Source organism: Polaribacter sp. OB-PA-B3 (assembly GCF_054589375.1).
In genome coordinates, this window is record NZ_BAAIIX010000008.1 from 98,555 (window position 1) to 118,862 (window position 20,308).

The following is a 20,308-nucleotide window of genomic DNA, read 5'->3' on the forward strand; positions in this document are numbered from 1 at the left end:
TCGTGCAAAAGTTAGTAATACTTGGGGCAGGAGAAAGTGGAGTTGGAACAGCTCTCTTGGGGAAACAAAAAGATTTTGATGTTTTTGTTTCTGATAGAGGTCTGATTGCTAAAAATTATAAAGAAGTTCTTTTAAATAATAACATAGTTTTCGAAGAAGGGAAACACTCTGAAGATGTAATACTAAATGCAGATTTGGTAATGAAGAGTCCTGGGATTCCTGATACGGTTCCTTTGATTTTAAAGTTGAAAGAATCGGGTGTTAAAGTGATTTCTGAAATTGAATTTGCTGCAAAATATACAGGTGCAAATATTATTGGTATAACAGGATCAAATGGTAAAACTACAACAACGTTATTAACGCATCATATTTTAAAAAAAGCAGGTTTAAATGTTGGTGTTGCAGGTAATATTGGCGATAGTTTTGCACAGCAAGTTGCAGAAGAAAGTTTTGATGATTACGTATTAGAATTAAGTAGTTTTCAGTTAGATGGGATAGAAGCTTTTAATAGTCATATTGCTATTTTAACGAATATTACTCCAGATCATTTAGATAGATATAATAATAATTTTAGTGAATATGTAGCATCTAAATTTAGAATCACTAAAAATCAAAAAAGTACCGATTATTTAATTTATGATGCAGATGATGTAGCTATAAATAATTGGTTAAAAAATAATAAAACAGAAGCAAAGTTAGTGCCGTTTTCTATAGAAAAAGAATTAGAGTTTGGTGCGTTTGTAAAAAATAATAACATAACAATTAATATAAATAAAGACACATTTAATATGCCTATATCATCTTTATCAGTAAAAGGAAAACATAACGTTAAGAATGCGATGGCAGCAACAATGGCTGCACAATTGTTAAATGCAAGAAAGCAGGCAATAAAAGAAAGTTTAGAAGATTTTGAAGGTGTAGAGCATCGTTTAGAAAATGTAGCTAAAATAGAAGGTGTAGAATATATAAACGATTCTAAAGCAACAAATGTAAATGCAACATATTATGCTTTAGAGTGTATGAATAAGCAAACGGTATGGATAGTTGGTGGTGTAGATAAGGGAAATGATTATAATGATCTTTTACCATTAGTAAGAGAAAAAGTTAAAGCTATTGTGTGTTTAGGTATTGATAACGAAAAAATTAAAAATACATTCGAAAATGTGGTAGATATTGTTGTTGAAACTGCTGGTGCAGAAGAAGCTGTAAAAGTAGCACATAAATTATCTGAAAACGGTGATGCAGTTTTATTATCACCTGCTTGTGCAAGTTTCGATTTATTTGAAAATTACGAGGACAGAGGAAGAAAGTTTAAAAAAGCAGTAAGAAATTTATAGTATTTAGATTAAATAATGAAAACAGTTTTTCAACATATAAAAGGAGATAAAACCATTTGGGCTATTGTAGCTGTTTTGGCAATTTTCTCTTTTATGCCAGTTTATAGCGCAAGCACAAACTTGGTATATGTTGTAGGTTCTGGTTCTACGCTTGGGTATTTGGTAAAACACATGGTTTTACTAATAATGGGGTTTGCAATTATTTACGGAGTGCATAAAATACCATATCGATATTTTTCTGGCGGATCTGTTTTAATGCTTCCAATAGTTATTATACTATTAATTTTTACCCTAGCTCAAGGCACCACAATTGGTGGCGCAAATGCAAGTAGATGGATTCGAATACCATTTGTAGGTATCGGCTTTCAAACTTCTACTTTAGCAGGTTTGGTTTTAATGGTTTATGTAGCTAGGTATTTAGCTAGAAACAAAGAAAAAGCTATAGTTTTTAAAGAAAGTATTTGGCAGCTTTGGTTACCTGTGGGTTTTGTGTTGTTGCTTATTTTACCAGCAAACTTTTCTACAACGGCAATTATATTTACAATGATACTTATTGTAGCCTTTGTTGGTGGGTATCCGTTAAAGTATATCGGGTTTATTTTAGGCGCAGGAATTTTAGCATTATCTTTTTTTATTTTGATAGCAAAGGCTTTTCCAGATGCAATGCCTAATAGGGTACAAACTTGGCAAAGTAGAATAGATAGTTTTTCGAGTTCAGAAGGTAAGGAAGCTTATCAAGTTGAAAAAGCTAAAATTGCAATAGCAACCGGTGGTCCTATTGGTGTTGGTCCTGGTAAAAGTGTTCAAAAAAACTTTTTGCCACAATCATCATCAGATTTTATATATGCAATAATTGTAGAAGAATATGGTTTAATTGGAGCAATTCTTATAGTTTTTATATATTTTTTACTCCTTTTTAGAGTGTTTGTTGTGTTAAAAAAAACCACAACAATATTTGGTACATTATTGGTAATTGGAGTAGGTTTGCCAATTATTTTTCAGGCAACCATAAACATGGCGGTTGCAACCAATTTATTTCCGGTTACAGGACAAACTTTACCTTTAATTAGTAGTGGTGGTACATCTATTTGGATGACATGTTTTGCGCTCGGAATGATATTAAGTGTTAGTGCTTCAAAAGAAGAAACAGAAGAAGATATTTTAGATGATAACCCTTTAGATATTTTGCATGAAACAATCGATTAACATACTTATTTCTGGAGGAGGTACTGGCGGACATATTTATCCGGCAATTGCTATTGCAAACGAATTGAAATTACGTTATCCGAATGCTAATTTTTTGTTTGTTGGTGCTAAAGATAAGATGGAAATGGAAAAAGTGCCACAAGCAGGTTATGATATAAAAGGTTTGTGGATTTCTGGAGTACAAAGAAAGTTAACGTCAGACAATTTGTCTTTTCCGTTTAAGTTGATGAGTAGTTTATGGAACGCATCAAAAATAATTAAGAATTTTAAGCCAGATGTAGCTATAGGAACTGGTGGTTTTGCAAGCGGACCAACATTAATTATGGCGGGTAAAAAAGGGATTCCTACATTGATTCAAGAACAGAACTCTTACCCAGGAATCACCAATAAATTGTTAAGTAAAAAAGCACAAAAAATATGTGTGGCTTATGATAATTTAGAACGTTTTTTTCCGTTGAATAAAATTGTAAAAACAGGGAACCCTGTAAGGCAAGATTTATTGTCTATTCATACAAAAAGAGAAAAAGGTCAAACGTTTTTTAAATTAGATAAAAGCAAGAAAACAGTTTTTGTTTTAGGCGGAAGTTTAGGGGCCAGAAAAATTAACGAGTTAATTGCAAATAATCTAGATTTCTTTAAAAAACAAGACGTTCAGTTGATTTGGCAATGTGGTAAATTGTATTTTGAAGAGTATAAGAAATACAACTCTTTAGAGAATGTTCAAGTACATCAATTTATAAATAAGATGGATTTTGGTTATGCTGCTGCAGATGTAATTATTTCTAGAGCAGGAGCAAGTTCGGTGTCTGAATTATGTATTGTTGGTAAACCAGTGATATTTATTCCGTCTCCAAATGTAGCAGAAGACCATCAGACTAAAAATGCAAAGTCGATTGTAGATAAACATGCGGCTTTAATGATAAAAGAAAGTGATTTAAATTCATTTTCGGTTGTTTTTGAATCCTTAATGAAAGATAAAGGAAAACAAGAAAGTTTATCAGAAAATATAAAAGAATTGGCATTGCCAAGTGCAACAAAAAATATAGTTGACGAAATAGAAAAATTAATAGGATAGTGAATTTAAGTACAATACATAACGTTTATTTTATTGGCATTGGCGGCATTGGTATGAGCGCTATTGCTCGATATTTTGCAACGAATAATAAAGTAGTTGCAGGTTATGATAAAACACCATCTTTAATAACTAAATCTTTAGAAGCTTTAGATGTTACAATTCATTTTGAAGATGCTGTAAAAAATATTCCTATTTCATTTCTAGACAAAGAAAAAACGTTGGTTGTTTATACACCTGCAATTCCTGCAGATCATAAAGAATTTAATTATTTTGTTAATAATAAGTTTACAGTTCTTAAGAGAGCAGAAGTTTTAGGAAGAATTACAGCAGCAACGTATTGTTTAGCAGTTGCAGGTACACATGGTAAAACAACTACATCTTCTATTTTAGGGCATATTATGACTTCGGTGAATGCAACTTCGTTTTTAGGCGGAATTGCAGAAAATTATGATTCTAATTTAATTTTAGGCGGTGATAAAATAAGCGTTGTAGAAGCAGATGAATTTGATAGATCATTCTTAAAATTGAGTCCTAATATTGCCTGTGTAACTTCTATGGATGCTGATCATTTAGATATTTACGAAAATTCGGAAGCATTAACAGAATCTTTTATTGAGTTTTCTAATAGAGTTTCTGATACATTAATAGTTGCCAAAGGTTTACCTTTAGAAGGTTTAACGTATGCTATTAATGAAAAAGCAGATTATAAAGCTTGCAATTTAAGAATCGATAAAGGTAAATATGTTTTTGATGTACAAACACCTTCATCAGAAATAAAAGATATTCAGTTTTATTTACCAGGAAGACATAATGTTATGAATGCTTTAGCCGCCTTGGCAATGGCAGAAGTATATGGGGTTTCTTTAGAAGAAATTAAAAATGGGTTATCAACATTTAAAGGAGTACAAAGAAGGTTTTCTTATAAAATTAATTCGAATAATTTAGTTTTAATAGATGATTATGCGCATCATCCAACAGAAATTAACGCAGTACATAATTCTGTTAGAGAAATGTATCCGGAAGAAAAAGTATTAGTTGTTTTTCAACCACATTTATTTTCTAGAACTAAAGATTTTGCAGATGATTTTGCAAATGCATTAAATAAGTTTGATGATATTTTATTGTTAGATATATATCCGGCAAGAGAAATTCCTATTGAAGGCATTACTTCAGATTGGTTGTTGTCTAAAATTGAAAATAAGCAGAAAAAAAAGACTCAAAAAAATAATTTGGTAAAAGATATTAAAAATTCTAATGCTAAAATTATAGTAATGTTAGGTGCAGGTGACATTGGTGTTGTAATAAAAGAGGTAACAGAAGAACTTTTAAAATGGAATAAAAATGAAATTTAAAAGAGTTTTAAAATATCTATTTTTTATTACTATACTTGCTTTTTTAAGCTTTTTGTATAGTTTTACTTCGGTAAGAAATAGTAATAAAAAAATCAATAAAATCGAAGTGAAATTCGAAGAAGGAACTAATAATTTTTTAACCCATTCGATGGTTAATAAATTGTTAATACAAAATGATGCAACAGTTAAAAACCAAGCAAAATCTGTAATAGATTTATACAGATTAGAAAAGAACGTATCTAAAAATCCATATATTGAAAAAGCAGCAGTTTTTTTAACAATAGGAGGTGTGTTAAAATCTACCATAAAACAGCGTACGCCAGTAGCAAGAATTGTTTCTGATAGTGATTCTTATTATATTGATAAACAAGGTGTAAAGGTGCCACTCTCTAAGAATTATTCTGCAAGAGTTATGTTGGTTTCTGGTGTAAAAAATAGAGAAGATATTAAGGTGGTTTTACCATTAATATCTTATATTTTAAAAGACGATTTTTTGCAAAAAGAAATCGTAGGAATAGAGAAATCTGACGATGGTTTGTATCAATTTGCCGTAAGAAGTGGCGATTATAAAATTGATTTTGGCAAATTAATCGATGTAAAATTAAAATTTAACAAGTTAAAAGCGTTTTATAATACAACGTATAAAGATAAAACGATTCAAGAATATAAAAGAATTACTTTAAAATATCACAACCAAGTTGTGTGCACAAAATAAATCAAAATGGAAAATAATAAAATAGCTGTTGGTTTAGATATTGGTACTACCAAAATTGTTGCCATGATTGGTCGTAAAAACGAATACGACAAAATTGAAGTTGTTGGTATTGGAAAAGCAAAAAGTTTAGGTGTAAAACGTGGTGTTGTAAGTAATATTACGCAAACAATACAATCTATACAGCAAGCCGTTGATGAGGCAGAAAGTGTTTCTGGTGTTAAGATAGATGAAGTTGTAGTTGGTATTGCGGGGCAACATATTAGAAGTTTACATCATTCAGATTATATTACAAGAAATCATTCAGACGAAGTTATAGATGATTCTGATATAGAAGATTTAGTAAATCAAGTACATAAATTGGTTATGTTGCCAGGAGAAGAAATTATACATGTTTTACCACAAGAATTTAAAGTGGATTCTCAAGCAGATATAAAAGAACCTATTGGTATGTATGGTGGCAGGTTAGAAGCTAATTTTCATGTAGTTGTTGGGCAAGTTTCTTCGATAAGAAATATTGGTAGATGTGTTAAAAGTTCTGGTTTAGATTTAAGTGATATCACATTAGAACCTTTAGCTTCAGCATCTGCAGTTTTAAGCTTAGAAGAAAAGGAAGCTGGTGTTGCATTAATAGATATAGGTGGTGGTACAACTGATTTAGCCATTTTTAAAGACGGAATTATTAGACATACAGCAGTAATTCCTTTTGGTGGAAATGTAATTACAGATGATATTAAAGAAGGTTGTTCTATTATAGAAAAACAAGCAGAATTACTTAAAATTAAGTTTGGTTCTGCGTGGCCAGGAGAAAATAAAGAAACAGAAATTGTTTCGATACCAGGTTTAAGAGGAAGAGAACCAAAAGAAATTACTTTAAAGAATTTATCTAAAATTATACACGCTAGAGTTCAAGAAATTATAGAACATGTGTATTTAGAAATTAAAAACTACGGACATGAAACTGCAAAAGGTAAATTAATTGCAGGTATTGTCTTAACTGGTGGAGGAGCTCAATTAAAGCATTTACGTCAGTTAGTAGAATATATAACTGGTATGGATGCTAGAATTGGTTTTCCTAATGAGCATTTAGCAGGTGATTCAGATGATGCTTTATCAAGTCCTTCTTATGCAACAGCAGTTGGTTTGTTAATGGAAGGTTTAGATAAAGATTCTAAAGAAGAAGAAATAATAGAAGAAGCAATTGAAGAAATTCTGAATCCGGTAGAAGAAAAAATTGAAGAAACTCCGCCGGTGCAAGAAGAGAAACCAAAACCGAAAAAGAAAAGATCATTTTTTGAAAAGTTCACAGAAAGTCTAAAAGATTTTTTAGACAATGCAGAATAGAACTATATAGAAAGTGAACTAACAGAAAATATAAAATAAATAAGAAAAATTAAACAATAGATACGTTATTATGAGCGCAGAATTTGATAACATTTTATTCGACATGCCAAAAACACAATCTAATACCATTAAAGTAATTGGTGTTGGTGGTGGAGGAAGCAATGCAGTAAACCACATGTACACGCAACAAATTAGAGGTGTAGACTTTGTAATTTGTAATACAGATGCACAAGCATTAGAAAACAGTCCTGTTCCTAATAAAATTCAATTAGGAGCCAATTTAACATCTGGTTTAGGTGCTGGTGCAAACCCAGAAATAGGAGCACAAGCAGCTAAAGAAAGCATGCAAGAAATACAGCAAATGTTAAATACCCAAACCAAAATGGTATTTATTACTGCTGGTATGGGTGGTGGTACAGGTACAGGTGCAGCACCTATTATTGCAAAAATTGCAAAAGACATGGATGTACTTACTGTAGGTATTGTGACTATGCCATTTGCTTTTGAAGGTAGAAGACGTGCAAAACAAGCACAATTAGGAATCGATCAGTTGCGCCAAAATGTAGATTCTTTAATTGTTATTAATAATAATAAATTACGTGAGGTTTACGGTAATTTAGGTTTTAAAGCAGGTTTTTCTAAGGCAGATGAAGTATTATCGACTGCATCTAGAGGTATTGCAGAAGTAATTACACATCACTATAAGCAAAACATCGATTTACATGATGCTAAAACTGTATTATCTAATAGTGGTACAGCAATTATGGGTTCTGCGAAAGAAGAAGGTCAAGATCGTGCAAAAACAGCTATTGTAAAGGCTTTAGATTCACCTTTATTAAACGATAACAAAATTACAGGAGCTAAAAACGTATTGTTATTAATTGTTTCTGGTACAAACGAAGTTACTTTAGATGAAATAGGAGAAATTAACGACTATATTCAAGATGAAGCTGGTTACGATGCCAATATTATTATGGGTATTGGTGAAGATGAAGAGTTAGGTGATGCTATCGCAGTTACTATTGTAGCTACAGGTTTTGCTGCAGATCAGCAAAGTACTATTACAAATACAGAAGTTAAGAAAATTGTACATACTTTAGAAGATGAACAAAAAGCTACCTATAACTTTGGTGAAAATACAATTTCTAAAACTCCAACTTTAAATCAGCCAAAAGCAAGTGTAACTGAGCAAAAAATTGTTCATACGTTAGAAGAAGATGTTGTTGAAGAACCTGTTAAAACGGCTCCAAAAATGGATCTAGTTCAAACAACAGAAAGCATTGCAAATATTGCCGTTTCTTATGAAGAAGTTGCTTTAGAAACGGTTTCTGAGGATGACTTTATAATAACGGATGCTACACCAGTTATAGAAGAAGTAATTAAAGAAGAACCAGCGCAAATTCAAGCAGATTTATTATTCGATTTACCTTTAAACTCTTACACAGAAGTTAAAGCAGACGAAGAAATAAAGTTTAATTTAAATGAAGATAAAACTTTAAATGTAAACGAAATTGAAGTTTATGGTGCAGAAGAAATTGTTTTTGAAAAGAAAGTTGAAGAAACAAGATACGTTTTAGAAGATTTTGATGCGCAACCAACAATTGGTAAAAGCTCTCATATTATCGCAAAAGAAAAGGCCGTTCAAGAAGAAGAGGTTCATTTTGAGTTAAAAACAGCAACGCCTCAATCAGATGTTAATGCAATAGAAACTTCGAGTGAAGAAGTTACACCTTTAGATTTAACGATTGCTGAGTTACAAAAAAGAGCAGAAGAAAGACGTCAAAAAATGAAAGGTTTCAACTATAAGTTTAACGATCAGTTAAGTAAAAATATAGATGAAATAGAACGTCAACCAGCATATAAAAGACAAGGTTTAGACTTAAACGTTAATTCACCTATTAGTCAATCTAAAACGGCTATAAAGAAGGATGAAAATAATATAGATTTTAAATCAAACAATTCTTTTTTACATGATAATGTAGATTAAATTATAATTTTTTTCTATTCAAAACAAAAGCCACACTTCATAAAGTGTGGCTTTTAATTTACATCTAAACTACTTTTGATTTACATTTCGTCTATAGTTTTTTGTATTTTATCTATTATATTTTGTTTTAAGTGCTTAATTATCTGATATTTGTATAAAATATTTAGCAAAATGATTAGAAAACTACCCCCAACTTACGCGATTTTAATACTATTATTAATAAACATCTTTCCGAAAGAGGTAATAGCACAAAATGAACCATTTAATTGTGATTACAATGCTTATTTATTCCAAAGAAATGATATTTATGCTTTAGACTTAGCCTCTGGAAGCTCTTATCTTGTAAAAGAAGATATTACTCCAGGAAATATCAACGCTGTCGGTTATAATCCTGCAGATGGATATATTTGGGGATATTTAAGCTCTCCTTCAAAAACAATTGTTAAAATTGGTAAAAACTTTAACGTAGAAACTTTTACTATCGATGAATTAACAACATCGGGTAAGTATATAGGAGATGTTAGTGCTTCTGGTATTTATTATCTTAAAGGAGGCGGAACAGAATATTATACAATTGATTTAAACCCAGAATCAGAAAATTATACGAAATATATCAACAAAGGAACTCTTAGTAAAAATATATCTGTGCATGATTGGGCTTTTAATGCAGTAGACGGACAATTATACACGGTAGAAAAAAATACGAATCATTTATATAGAATTAACCCAGAAACTAATGTTGTTACAGATTTAGGTTTGGTGCCAATTCTTGCAGGTTTAACATATACTTACGGAGCAGTTTATTTTGATTTGTCTGGTCGTTTTTATGTGTCAGCTAATCAAACAGGTACTGTTTATGTAATTAAAAATGTACAAGATTTACAAATTGGAAGTATTTTGGATTCTAATTTATTTGCCTACGGACCTTCTAGTAGTTCTAATGATGGTGCAAGATGTCCTACAGCACCAGTACCACAAGAAGATTGTTCTAATGGTTTAGATGATGATGGCGATGGTTTGGTAGATTGTGATGACCCAGCATGTTCTGGTGTTGCAGCTTGCCCTGTATTAGTGCCAAAATTATCAAGTGGTAATGAAGGTGGTTTAGAGAGCAACGATCGTCTTTCGCAAAAAGTAAATCAAAGAAATTACTTAAGAAGTAAAAACAATTATAAGTTTGATAAACTGAAAGCCAAAAAGATTCAAAAGTCTAAAAACTATAAAAAAACAGCTTCAAAAAGTGAATCTTTTCAATTGTCAGATTTAGTGCCAATGGATGTTATAGAAGGTGCACAAGCAATAGAATCTTCACCTTCAGATTTAATCGATATAACAAATGCTACAGAATTAATCTCTGTAGATTATATTAAAAATAATGAAACAGTAGCTGTAGTTTTAGCAACAAAAACAGAAAATGGCGTTTATGAGCATACAAAGTTTATTTGCGATAGATTATTAGGAGCAGAAATTTTATCTGTATCTACTATAGAAATTAAAGAGCAGCCTTTTATTAAGTCGATTATTAAAAATAGAGACGGAACAAAAGAATTTGTTTTAAGTTTCTCTGGAAAATTGAAAAATAATGATGCTAATTTTGGTATAGAAAGTCATTGGAATATTGATAAATATGAAGCTGGAGCAACTTTTTATAACTTTCAAATTTGGACGAATACAATTGATGATTTATTTACTTTAGGTGAAGAAACTTTAGAACTTTTCGACATTCAGAAGCCAATATCAGATTATAACAACTCTACACCACCACCAGTTTTTGTTAAAAAAGGTATTTATAAAAATGGTGCATTAGAATTAGAATTGGTAAATGTAAGTAGAAGTAAAACGATTGTGATAGATGCTGGTTTTAAAAGAACAGAAACTTCTGAAACAGAATATTTTAATGAAACTATAGATTTAGAACCTGGTTATATTACAAATCTTAAAATAGAAACGGGTAATATTTTTGATATAGGTTTTAGAATCGAAAATGATGGAAACAGAACCCCAGATGATGTATTTATGTCTGATGGTGTTTGGGGTAAAGATGATTCTCCTGAAGGAACTACAGTAACCAATTTTGAAATTACTCAAAATGAGAGTTTGTATACCGGCACTGGTTATAAAGTAGAAAGAGATATTGCTTTAAAAGCGACTACAAATTCATATGTTTCTGCATATAGAAGTTTTACGCCAACATTTAAAACAGTAGATTTATCAGAATATAATGCATTAGAATTTTCGGCAACAGGAAATAGCGATGTAGAAATAACAATTGTAAAAGAAGGAATTGATCAATGGGAAAATCAGTTTAAGAAAACCGTAAAATTAACTGAGGAAAGTAATGATTTCGTAATTTCTTTAGATCATTTTAAGTCTTTAACAGTGAATAATTTCGATTTGTCTGATGTTGTTTCTATTGTATTTACAATGTCTTCTGATGGTGTTACAACAGTAGAAAAAGAATTGGCAATTAAAGATTTAGTTTTTACTCAGAAAACATTAAGTGTAGATAACAATGTAGTTGAAGAAGGAGAAACAATATTATATCCAAACCCTATGAAGTTAAGTACAGAATTAAGTTTTTACTCTGAAGTAGAAGCAAGATCTAAGCTAGAAGTATATAACATAACAGGCGCTTTGTTAAAAAGAACCTATTTTGATACAAAGTTTGGTAATAATAAAATCGTATTAGAAAAAGAGAAATTAAGTGCTGGTTTTTACTTTGTAAAACTTTCTAATAACAACAGAACTTATAAGACAAAGAAACTTATAATTGAATAGAATTGATTTTTAATTTTTGAATTTAAAAACCGCATCTAAGTTATCTTAAATGCGGTTTTTTTATTGATTAATTATTTTTTTTTCTTGGTGGCGGTGGTGGCGGAATGTCATTTCCTGTTCTCTTTTTCCAATCTTGATATGCTTTCTTAGCTTTTAAAATTTCTTCTTTAGAAGCATTAGGTACTGGAGGAGGAGGTGGAATTAATAATTTATCTTCTTCAGTTAACTCATTCCTTAATTTATAAAAAACTAAATTGTTTTTTTTCAACTTTAAATACGGGTCATGTGGAGGAATTGGTCTTTTCGTTTTTTTCTTCTCACTTTTTGTTAAGTTAAAATATACAGTACCCAATATAGAAAAATTTGTATTAAGTATATTTTGTCTTTCTTTTGAACTATTTACATAATGAGGTATTTCAGTTCTTTTAGACTCGTATAATTTATTTAATTTATTATAATTTTCAAGATCATAAAATTCAGAAACGTCATCGATCATTTTTCTTATTTCGTAATCATTTTTATAAGATTTTTGTTCAACTATTTCAGTAATTTCTTTATTGTAATTTTTTTTAAAGCTCTCAAAATCTGCTACCCTTTTTTTATTATTAGCTTCATAATATTTTGTAGTTTCTAAATGCGCTTGATTTTCTTGAGGAAAACGTTTACTACGTGCATTTTTATATACAAAACTGTTTGAATATCTAGCAAAGTCTGTGTGCTTATAATTATTAAGTGTTTCATTTTTAACCACTTTTCCATCTAGCCAAACAGCAAATTTGCTATTATCTTTTAAAGCTTCAAATTGTGCTTTAGTAGGTGTAACTTTTTTTAATTTTAATGTTGGAGGCGGAGGAAGTACAAGCCTTTTCTTTTCTTCATTTGTCAATTCAGTATATAACTTAGAAACTTTTTTTCCCTCCTTATTTTTATACGTTACGTATGCGTTTCTATTTATATAATTTTTATAAACTTCATTTTCCGTTATAATTCCTTTTCTAGGTAGCTCTTCAACTACTTCAATAATTTCTTGTTTTTCTTGCGCTTCAATTCTTTCTGCAAACAGAAAAACAAAACCTGCTAATAGCGGAATTACCGCCAGCTTTTTAATCCATATTTTAGATTGTGAACTTTGTGTTGTCATCATTTTTAATCTTTTTTTAGTAAGTGAATAATTCAAATTACTGGCCAAGTAATATTCGTTGTTCCAAGCAGCTTTATTCAATAATAAATGCTGATATTGAAATGTATTTTTATGGTGATGTATAACTTTTTCGTCAGCTAAAAATTCATGATTTAATTGTACCGCTTTTTTAAGAAATATAAATAGCGGATTTATCCAAAATAGAATTTGTAAAAACTCAATTAAAAGTACATCAATGGTATGTTTTTGTGTAACGTGTGTTAATTCGTGTGTAAAAAGTTCTTCTTCGATATTGCCATTTTCATATTCGTTTTTATTAATGAAAATCGCTTTCCAAAAAGTATGTGGTAAAATTTTATCATCTACTAAAACTAAGGTTGCATTAGCATGATTTATCTTTTCATTCAATCTGATTTTCTGAATTATTTTAAATAAATTTCTTCCAAAACGAATTAGTAATAACGATGATATCAATAAGTAAAAGCCTGCAAAGTATTTGGTATAATCTATTACTTCTTCAACTTCTATAGTTGCCATGTTTTCAGGGCTAAATTTCGGCTCAGTTAATGTTGTTACTGCTGTTAATGTTTCTGGAATTGAGTTAGTTGTTATAGTTGCAAAAGGTATTAATAATGAGATAACAACACCAATTAATAAATAGAATCTATTAAAACTGTGCATTTTTTCTTTCTCTAAAATAAAGTGATAGAAAAATAGCAGCAATGCTAAACAACTTGCAGATTTTATGAAGTAGCTTATCATTTTTGTTGCTTTTTAATTTGACTGTCAATAATTTTTTTTAGGTCTTCTAATTCTTCTGTAGATAAATTGGTTTCTTTAGTAAAAAAAGAAGCAAATTGACTGGCAGAATCATTAAAAAAGTTTTTTATCAAACCGTTTACATGATTAGAAAAATAATCTGTCTTTTTAATGATTGGATAATATTCTCTTGATTTACCAAATAATTTATAGTCTATAAAACCTTTGTCAGAAATCCTTTTTAATAAGGTAGCAACAGTTGTTGTTGCCGGTTTTGGCTCAGGAAAATCTTCTAATAAATCTTTTAAAAATGCTTTTTTACGTTTCCATAAATATTGCATTAATTGTTCTTCGGTTTTGGATAACTGCATAATCTGATTATTTTACTCTACAAACATAGAACAAAAAACTGAATTCTACAAATGTAGAGTCAAAATAGACTGGTTGATTTTGCTATATTTGTTGAATCTATTAAGGAATAATAAAAGAGAAAAAATGAAAAATAAAATTATATTACTACTTGGTTTAGTGCTTTTTACATCTTGTGCAACTAAGAAATTTAAAGAAAGGTGGTTAAAAAAAGAAGCGCCAGAAATGTTTAAAGCAAGGTTTGAAACAACTCAAGGTAATTTTGATATAGAAGCAAAAAGAGCTTGGTCTCCGGCAGGTGTAGATAGGTTATATCAATTAATTAAATACGAATATTATAATGATGTTGCTATTTTTAGAGTTGTACCAAATTTTGTTGCTCAGTTTGGTATTCATAACGATTCTATAATTAATAAAAGTTGGTCTAATAAAGGTTTTGTTGATGAACCTGTGATTATGAAAAATGAAGCTATGACAATTGCCTTTGCAAGAAGCGGAGTTGAAACAAGAACGAATCAGATTTTTATTAATTTAAAGAATAATGCTAGATTAGATACCATAGAATATTCTGGCGTTAAAGGTTTTCCGGTAATTGCTAAAGTAACATCGGGTAAAGAAAATATTTTAAAGTTTTATGATGGTTACGGAGATAAATTAGGAAGACAACAAGGTAAGATAAACAAACTTGGTAATGCTTTTCTAAAGGAGAAATACCCAAAGGTAGATTATATTTTAAAAGCCTATTTTATTAAATAAAAAAAGCCGCATATTGCGGCTTTTTTTTTCTTAATTTTTAACAGAAATATAAAAATTTGGATCAATTTTAAAATCAGTTTCTTTTTCTTTTAAGATAATTTCTTGTTTTTCTGTAGAAGGATAAATCCACTTTACTTTATCATTTAAATAAACTTTTAATGGCATATTAAAATTATCTACAACATTAATCCAGCTATAAGTTAGGGTGTTATTTTTAATTTTATAAGTAAAAGTCGGTATTTTTTTATTTCTTAAATATTGATCAAAAAAAGTTTTTAAATTGATACCTATTTCCTCACTTAAAAAGTTTTCAATCTGCTTTGTAGTTACAGTTTGATGATAAAACACTTTATTCATTTTTCGTAAAATACTGCGCCATTTTTCATCATTATTAACCAATTGCCTTAAAGTATGTAACATATTTCCACCTTTATTGTACATATCTCCAGATCCTTCTTTGTTAACATTGTATTTGCCAATTATTGGTGCTTTATTACTGATAGAATTTCTTAAACCAATTACATATTCTGATGCTGCTTTTTTACCGTAATAATAATCTATAAATAAGCTTTCAGAATAATTTGTAAAACTTTCATGAATCCACATATCTGCAATGTCTTTGTTGGTAATGTTATTTGCAAACCATTCGTGGCCTGCTTCATGAATTATTATAAAATCAAATTTTAAACCCCAACCAGTACCAGATAAATCTCTACCAAGATAACCCTGTTTGTATTGATTGCCATAAGTAACAGAACTTTGATGTTCCATGCCCAAATAAGGCACTTCTACCAATTTAAAACCATCTTCATAAAAAGGATACGGGCCAAACCAATGCTCAAATGCTTTCATCATTTTTGGAGCATCTTTAAAATGTTTTTTGGCCTTATCTAAATTGTATTTTAAAACATAGTAATCCATGTCTAAATTTCCTTTCTCACCATCATACACTTCAGAAAAATGTGCGTAATCTCCAATATTTACATTTACACCATAATTATTTATAGGGTTGTCTATGTACCAATTGTAGGTAGTGTAATCTCCATGTTTCTTTACACTTTCTAATCTTCCGTTAGAAACATCCATTAAATAACTTGGAACTGTAACGCTAATGCGCATATTTTCTACTTCATCATACATATGGTCTTTACAAGGCCACCAAACACTAGCACCTAAACCTTGGCAAGAAGTTGCTACAAAATGATTACCGTTTTTATCTTTTCTCCATGAAAAACCACCATCCCAAGGTGCTCTAATTGCCTCTTTTGGATTTCCTTTGTAATGTACAATAATACTATCTGTACTGCCTATTATTTGCTTTTTTAAAAGCTTTACAAAGTGGGCATTTCCATCATGAATAACTTCTAATTCTTTTTCATCTTGCGTAACCTTTGTAATTATTAAAGGAGCTTGCAAATCTATTTGCATTGTATTATTCTCACTTAAAACTTTATATTTTATAGTGTTTTTACCAGAAATAAATTTTTTGTCTGGATTTACTTTTACATCTAAATGGTAATACGTTAAATCCCACCAAATTCTCTCTGGTGTAATACTTCCTCTTAAAGTATCTTGTCTTGTAAAGTTGTTTTTTTCGGTCAATAAACCTTGAGCTTTACAAGAAAAAAAGCTTGTAGAAAGAAAAAGAATTAAAAGTAATTTTTTCATGAATTATTTAATTTTAAAACCTTTTGCTGGTTTGGCATCTAATAAATGTGTTACAAAATAATCCCAACGTTTTCTAGTCATGTAGTTTGTCATGTTGCCATAACCATGTCTTTTATTCGGGTACAAAATCATATCGAAATCTTTGTTCGCATTTATCAAAGCTTCTACAACTAACATTGTGTTAGAAGGCGGTACATTATTATCCATAGAACCATGGGTAATTAGTAATTTACCTTTTAAATCTTTTGCAATTAATTGATTTGCCTGATTATCGTAATTTGTTGTTCCGTCTGCTTTTCCTTCAATGTTTCCTTTTTGTAAAAGACCTTGCCATTTTTCTCCCCAATCTGCCTCGTAATTTCTGTTATCGTGATTACCAGCACCAGAAACTGCAACGTCATAAAATTCTGGATACGCAAAAACTGCTCTTGTAGAGGCAAAACCACCACCAGAATGTCCCCAAATTCCAACTCTTTCTATATCCATTCCTTTATATTTTTCTGCCAAATGTTTTATTGCAGTAATATTATCTGGCAAACCATTATCGCCCATATTACCATAATATGCATCATGAAAAGACTTAGAACGCATAGGTGTTCCCATAGCATCTACTGCTACAACAATAAAGCCTAATTCTGCAACTGCCTGAAAATCTCTCCAAACAGGTCTAAAACCGTAATTACCAACAGAACCAGATTGCGGACCAGGGTAAATGTAGTTTAAAACGGGATATTTTTTAGATTCGTCATAATGGCTAGGTAAACACATTATACCGTAAATATCTGTTTTTTCATCTCTAGCTTTTACAGAAAATTCTAAAGGTGCTTGCCAGTTTCTTTCTTTTAATTTAGAAATATCAGCAATTTCTAGATCCATTATTTTTTCTCCAGAATTATCTCTCAATACAGAAATAGGAGCGGAGGTTGTTGTAGAATAGGTATCTACAAATAAACTATAATCGTCATTAAAACTTACATTATGAGTGCCTTTAGAAGGAGTAAGATTCACCATGTTAGATCCATCAAAATTAATTTTGTAGTAGTAATTATGATAAGGATTTCCTTCTTCTTTGCCACCTGCAGCAAAGTAAATAACTCTATTCTTTTCATCGATATTTTTAACTTGTTTTACCAACCAATCTCCTTTGGTAATTTGATTTTTTAACTTTTTGGTTTCTAGATCATACAAGTAAATATGTCCCCAATTTGTTTTTTCTGAATACCAAATAAACTCATTTGAATCAAATAAAACTTTCCAGTTTTCGGCGTTAACACCAGATTCGTAATAAGTATCTACTTCTTCTTTATGTACAGATGTTACTTTACCCGTATTTGCATCCGCAATTTGTAAATGTGCAATTTTGTGATCTCTAGAATTAGAAACAAAAGCAAATTTTGTACCTTCTTTGTTCCATTGTGCATCTAACAATTCGTTATTTCTACCCGCAATATGATCTGTAGTTGTTCCTCTTTGAAAATCTTTTCCCATTTTTAAACGAACTGTTTTAGGTTTGTTATTTAAATGGATGATTACACGTTCTATCGTAAAGATTTTTTCGTCACCAGGCAACGGATGTTTCCATGCTTCTAACCTTGGGTGTCCAACATTTGTAGAGGTTAAATACATCATACCAACACCTCTTGCATCTTGCTGAAAAGTTGCAATTTTATCTGAGTTAGGAGACCACTTTAAAACTGCACCATCACTTTTAATCCAACCGGCATTGTTTGTGGCATAACCATAATCTTTTTCACCATCAAAAGTAACTTGTGTTTTTTTGTTTGTTTCTAAATTTCGAACCCAAAGATTATAATTGTCTATGTAAGCCACTAATTTTCCGTTAGGAGAAATATGCTCATTTCTACTATAATTCTTCGTGTTTCCTTGCTTTTCTATCAAAGATTTACCTTCTATGTTATAGCTGAATTCTTTATTAGAAGTAGAGAAATTGATGCTTTCCAGATCTTCTGAAATAGCAACATTATAAATTGGTAAAGCATTTGCTTTAACTTCTTTATCTAATTCTTTTGATAGTAAAGAAGCTAAACTTTCATGATCAAAAGCCGTTGTTTTTGTTTTAGAGGTTGCATCTATAAAAACAAATCGTTTGCCATTTTCGTTGTTTGTAGTGTAGATTAATTTATTTCCATTAGCAAAAGAAACATTAGACACCTGGTTATACACAAGACGATACAAACTTCTGTCCATATGTTTTGCAGCGGCTTCATACTCTGCAATAGTAAATTGTTTTTGTTCTTCGGTTTTAGAACAATTAAATAGTAATGCAGTAAAAACACTACAAACTAAAAACTTGGTTAAGGTAGATTTCATATTGAGTTTAATTATGTTAGTTAGATAATTCTGTAAAGTATTTATAGAAATAAGGTATTGTTTCGATTCCTTTCAAATAATTCCAAACACCAAAATGTTCGTTTGGAGAGTGAATAGCATCTGAGTTTAAGCCAAACCCCATTAAAATAGTTTTACTTTTTAACTCTTGCTCAAATAAAGCAACAATTGGTATGCTACCACCACTTCTTTGCGGTATTGGAGTTTTGTTAAATGTAGTTTCGTAAGCTTTACTAGCTGCTTTATAAGCAATATTATCTATTGGTGTAACATAACCTTGCCCACCATGATGCGGTTTTACAACTACTTTTACAGATGTAGGCGCAATACTTTCGAAATGAGTTTTAAATAATTGGGTAATTTCTTTCCAATCTTGATTTGGCACCAAACGCATTGAGATCTTTGCATATGCTTTACTAGCTATTACAGTTTTTGCACCTTCACCCGTGTAACCACCCCAAATTCCGTTTACATCTAAAGTTGGTCTTATAGAATTTCTTTCGTTTGTTGAATATCCGTTTTCTCCATAGACATCATTTATATCTAAAGCTTTTTTATAGTTTTCTAGCGAAAAGGGAGCTTTAGCCATTTCTGCTCTTTCTTCTTCTGATAAATTTTCTACTTTATCATAAAACCCAGGAATTGTAATATGATTGTTTTCGTCATGTAAAGAAGCAATCATTTTGGTTAAAATATTAATAGGATTTGCTACAGCACCACCGTACAAGCCAGAGTGTAAATCTCTATTTGGGCCCGTAACTTCTACTTCTACGTAACTTAAACCACGTAAACCTGTGGTGATTGACGGAATATCGTTAGCAATCATTCCAGTATCAGAAATTAAAATAACATCGTTTGCTAATTTTTCTTTGTTTCTAGGCACAAACCAAGCTAAACTTTCTGAACCAACTTCTTCTTCACCCTCAATCATAAACTTAACGTTACAAGGCAAGTTTCCTGTTGATGTCATGTACTCTAATGCTTTAACATGCATATACATTTGGCCTTTATCATCGCAAGCACCTCTTGCAAAAATGGCTCCTTCCGGATGAATTTCTGTGTTTTTTATCACGGGTTCAAAAGGAGGTGAGGTCCATAATTCTATAGGATCTGCTGGCTGAACATCATAATGTCCATAAACTAAAACAGTTGGTAAATTTATGTCGATAATTTTTTCACCATAAATAATTGGGTATCCAGGTGTTTCACAAAGCTCTACTTTGTCGCATCCTGCTTTTTTTAAACTATCTAAAACAAAATCGGCAGTATTTAAAACGTCTTTTTTATATGTTGTGTCTGCACTTATAGAAGGAATTTTAAGTAAACTTATTAACTCGTCTAAAAAACGTTTTTTATTGTCTTGTATATATGTTTGAATTGTATTCATGAAGTTTTTTTTAATTTCTTACTCAAAAATAGAAAAATTATTATGAACAAGTTTGTAGTTTGGAACTATTGTTTATATTTGCATCCCG

General features: G+C 30.4%; 14 protein-coding genes. 9 read left to right on the plus strand and 5 right to left on the minus strand.

What is annotated here, in order from left to right:
- Positions 1-2: 2 nt before the first annotated feature.
- From murD to ACYPV9_RS13690, 8 genes are all read left to right on the plus strand, one after another.
- On the plus strand, positions 3-1,337 hold the full coding sequence (gene murD, locus ACYPV9_RS13655) for a UDP-N-acetylmuramoyl-L-alanine--D-glutamate ligase (protein WP_459744595.1): 1,335 nt from the start codon (positions 3-5) through the stop codon (positions 1,335-1,337).
- A 15-nt stretch (positions 1,338-1,352) separates the two neighbouring features.
- Positions 1,353-2,543, plus strand: coding sequence for an FtsW/RodA/SpoVE family cell cycle protein (locus tag ACYPV9_RS13660; RefSeq protein WP_459744599.1), 1,191 nt, complete (start codon positions 1,353-1,355; stop codon positions 2,541-2,543).
- Complete coding sequence (gene murG, locus ACYPV9_RS13665) at positions 2,527-3,618, plus strand: undecaprenyldiphospho-muramoylpentapeptide beta-N-acetylglucosaminyltransferase (protein WP_459744602.1); 1,092 nt, start codon at positions 2,527-2,529, stop codon at positions 3,616-3,618. Before ACYPV9_RS13660 ends, murG begins: the two co-directional genes overlap by 17 nt.
- Positions 3,618-4,970, plus strand: coding sequence for a UDP-N-acetylmuramate--L-alanine ligase (gene murC, locus ACYPV9_RS13670; RefSeq protein ID WP_459744604.1), 1,353 nt, complete (start codon positions 3,618-3,620; stop codon positions 4,968-4,970). Before murG ends, murC begins: the two co-directional genes overlap by 1 nt.
- Positions 4,960-5,685 carry a cell division protein FtsQ/DivIB gene (locus tag ACYPV9_RS13675; protein ID WP_459744607.1) on the plus strand — a complete coding sequence of 242 codons (726 nt, stop codon included), beginning with the start codon at positions 4,960-4,962 and terminating at the stop codon, positions 5,683-5,685. The genes murC and ACYPV9_RS13675 overlap by 11 nt, the downstream gene beginning before the upstream one ends.
- A 6-nt stretch (positions 5,686-5,691) precedes the next feature.
- Positions 5,692-7,026: a cell division protein FtsA gene (gene ftsA / locus ACYPV9_RS13680; RefSeq protein ID WP_299065755.1), complete on the plus strand. Its 1,335-nt coding sequence runs from the start codon at positions 5,692-5,694 to the stop codon at positions 7,024-7,026.
- Between the two features lie 70 nt (positions 7,027-7,096).
- On the plus strand, positions 7,097-9,013 hold the full coding sequence (gene ftsZ, locus ACYPV9_RS13685) for a cell division protein FtsZ (protein WP_459744611.1): 1,917 nt from the start codon (positions 7,097-7,099) through the stop codon (positions 9,011-9,013).
- A 171-nt stretch (positions 9,014-9,184) separates the two neighbouring features.
- On the plus strand, positions 9,185-11,791 hold the full coding sequence (locus ACYPV9_RS13690) for a T9SS type A sorting domain-containing protein (RefSeq protein ID WP_459744613.1): 2,607 nt from the start codon (positions 9,185-9,187) through the stop codon (positions 11,789-11,791).
- 67 nt (positions 11,792-11,858) lie between these two features.
- Here the strand turns inward: ACYPV9_RS13690 and ACYPV9_RS13695 are convergent, their stop codons facing one another.
- Both ACYPV9_RS13695 and ACYPV9_RS13700 read right to left on the minus strand, forming a co-directional pair.
- Positions 11,859-13,694, minus strand: coding sequence for a M56 family metallopeptidase (locus ACYPV9_RS13695; protein WP_459744616.1), 1,836 nt, complete (start codon positions 13,692-13,694; stop codon positions 11,859-11,861).
- Positions 13,691-14,062 (minus strand): BlaI/MecI/CopY family transcriptional regulator, encoded by a 372-nt coding sequence (locus ACYPV9_RS13700; protein ID WP_299065767.1) that lies wholly within the window; start codon positions 14,060-14,062, stop codon positions 13,691-13,693. The genes ACYPV9_RS13695 and ACYPV9_RS13700 overlap by 4 nt, the downstream gene beginning before the upstream one ends.
- A 124-nt stretch (positions 14,063-14,186) precedes the next feature.
- Here ACYPV9_RS13700 and ACYPV9_RS13705 point away from each other — a divergent pair, with 124 nt between their 5' ends.
- Entirely contained in the window at positions 14,187-14,816 is a 630-nt protein-coding gene (locus ACYPV9_RS13705) for a peptidylprolyl isomerase (protein ID WP_459744621.1), read from the plus strand.
- Between the two features lie 30 nt (positions 14,817-14,846).
- Here ACYPV9_RS13705 and ACYPV9_RS13710 read toward each other — a convergent pair whose 3' ends face one another.
- Genes ACYPV9_RS13710 through ACYPV9_RS13720 form a run of 3 tightly spaced genes read right to left on the minus strand, consistent with a single transcriptional unit; the run spans position 14,847 to position 20,220 of the window.
- A complete protein-coding gene (locus ACYPV9_RS13710) occupies positions 14,847-16,484 on the minus strand; it encodes a M1 family metallopeptidase (protein WP_459744623.1) in 1,638 nt (545 codons plus the stop codon).
- A gap of 3 nt (positions 16,485-16,487) precedes the next feature.
- Positions 16,488-18,815, minus strand: coding sequence for a S9 family peptidase (locus ACYPV9_RS13715; protein WP_459744625.1), 2,328 nt, complete (start codon positions 18,813-18,815; stop codon positions 16,488-16,490).
- Between the two features lie 16 nt (positions 18,816-18,831).
- Positions 18,832-20,220 carry a dipeptidase gene (locus tag ACYPV9_RS13720; protein WP_299065778.1) on the minus strand — a complete coding sequence of 463 codons (1,389 nt, stop codon included), beginning with the start codon at positions 20,218-20,220 and terminating at the stop codon, positions 18,832-18,834.
- Between the last annotated feature and the right edge of the window lie 88 nt (positions 20,221-20,308).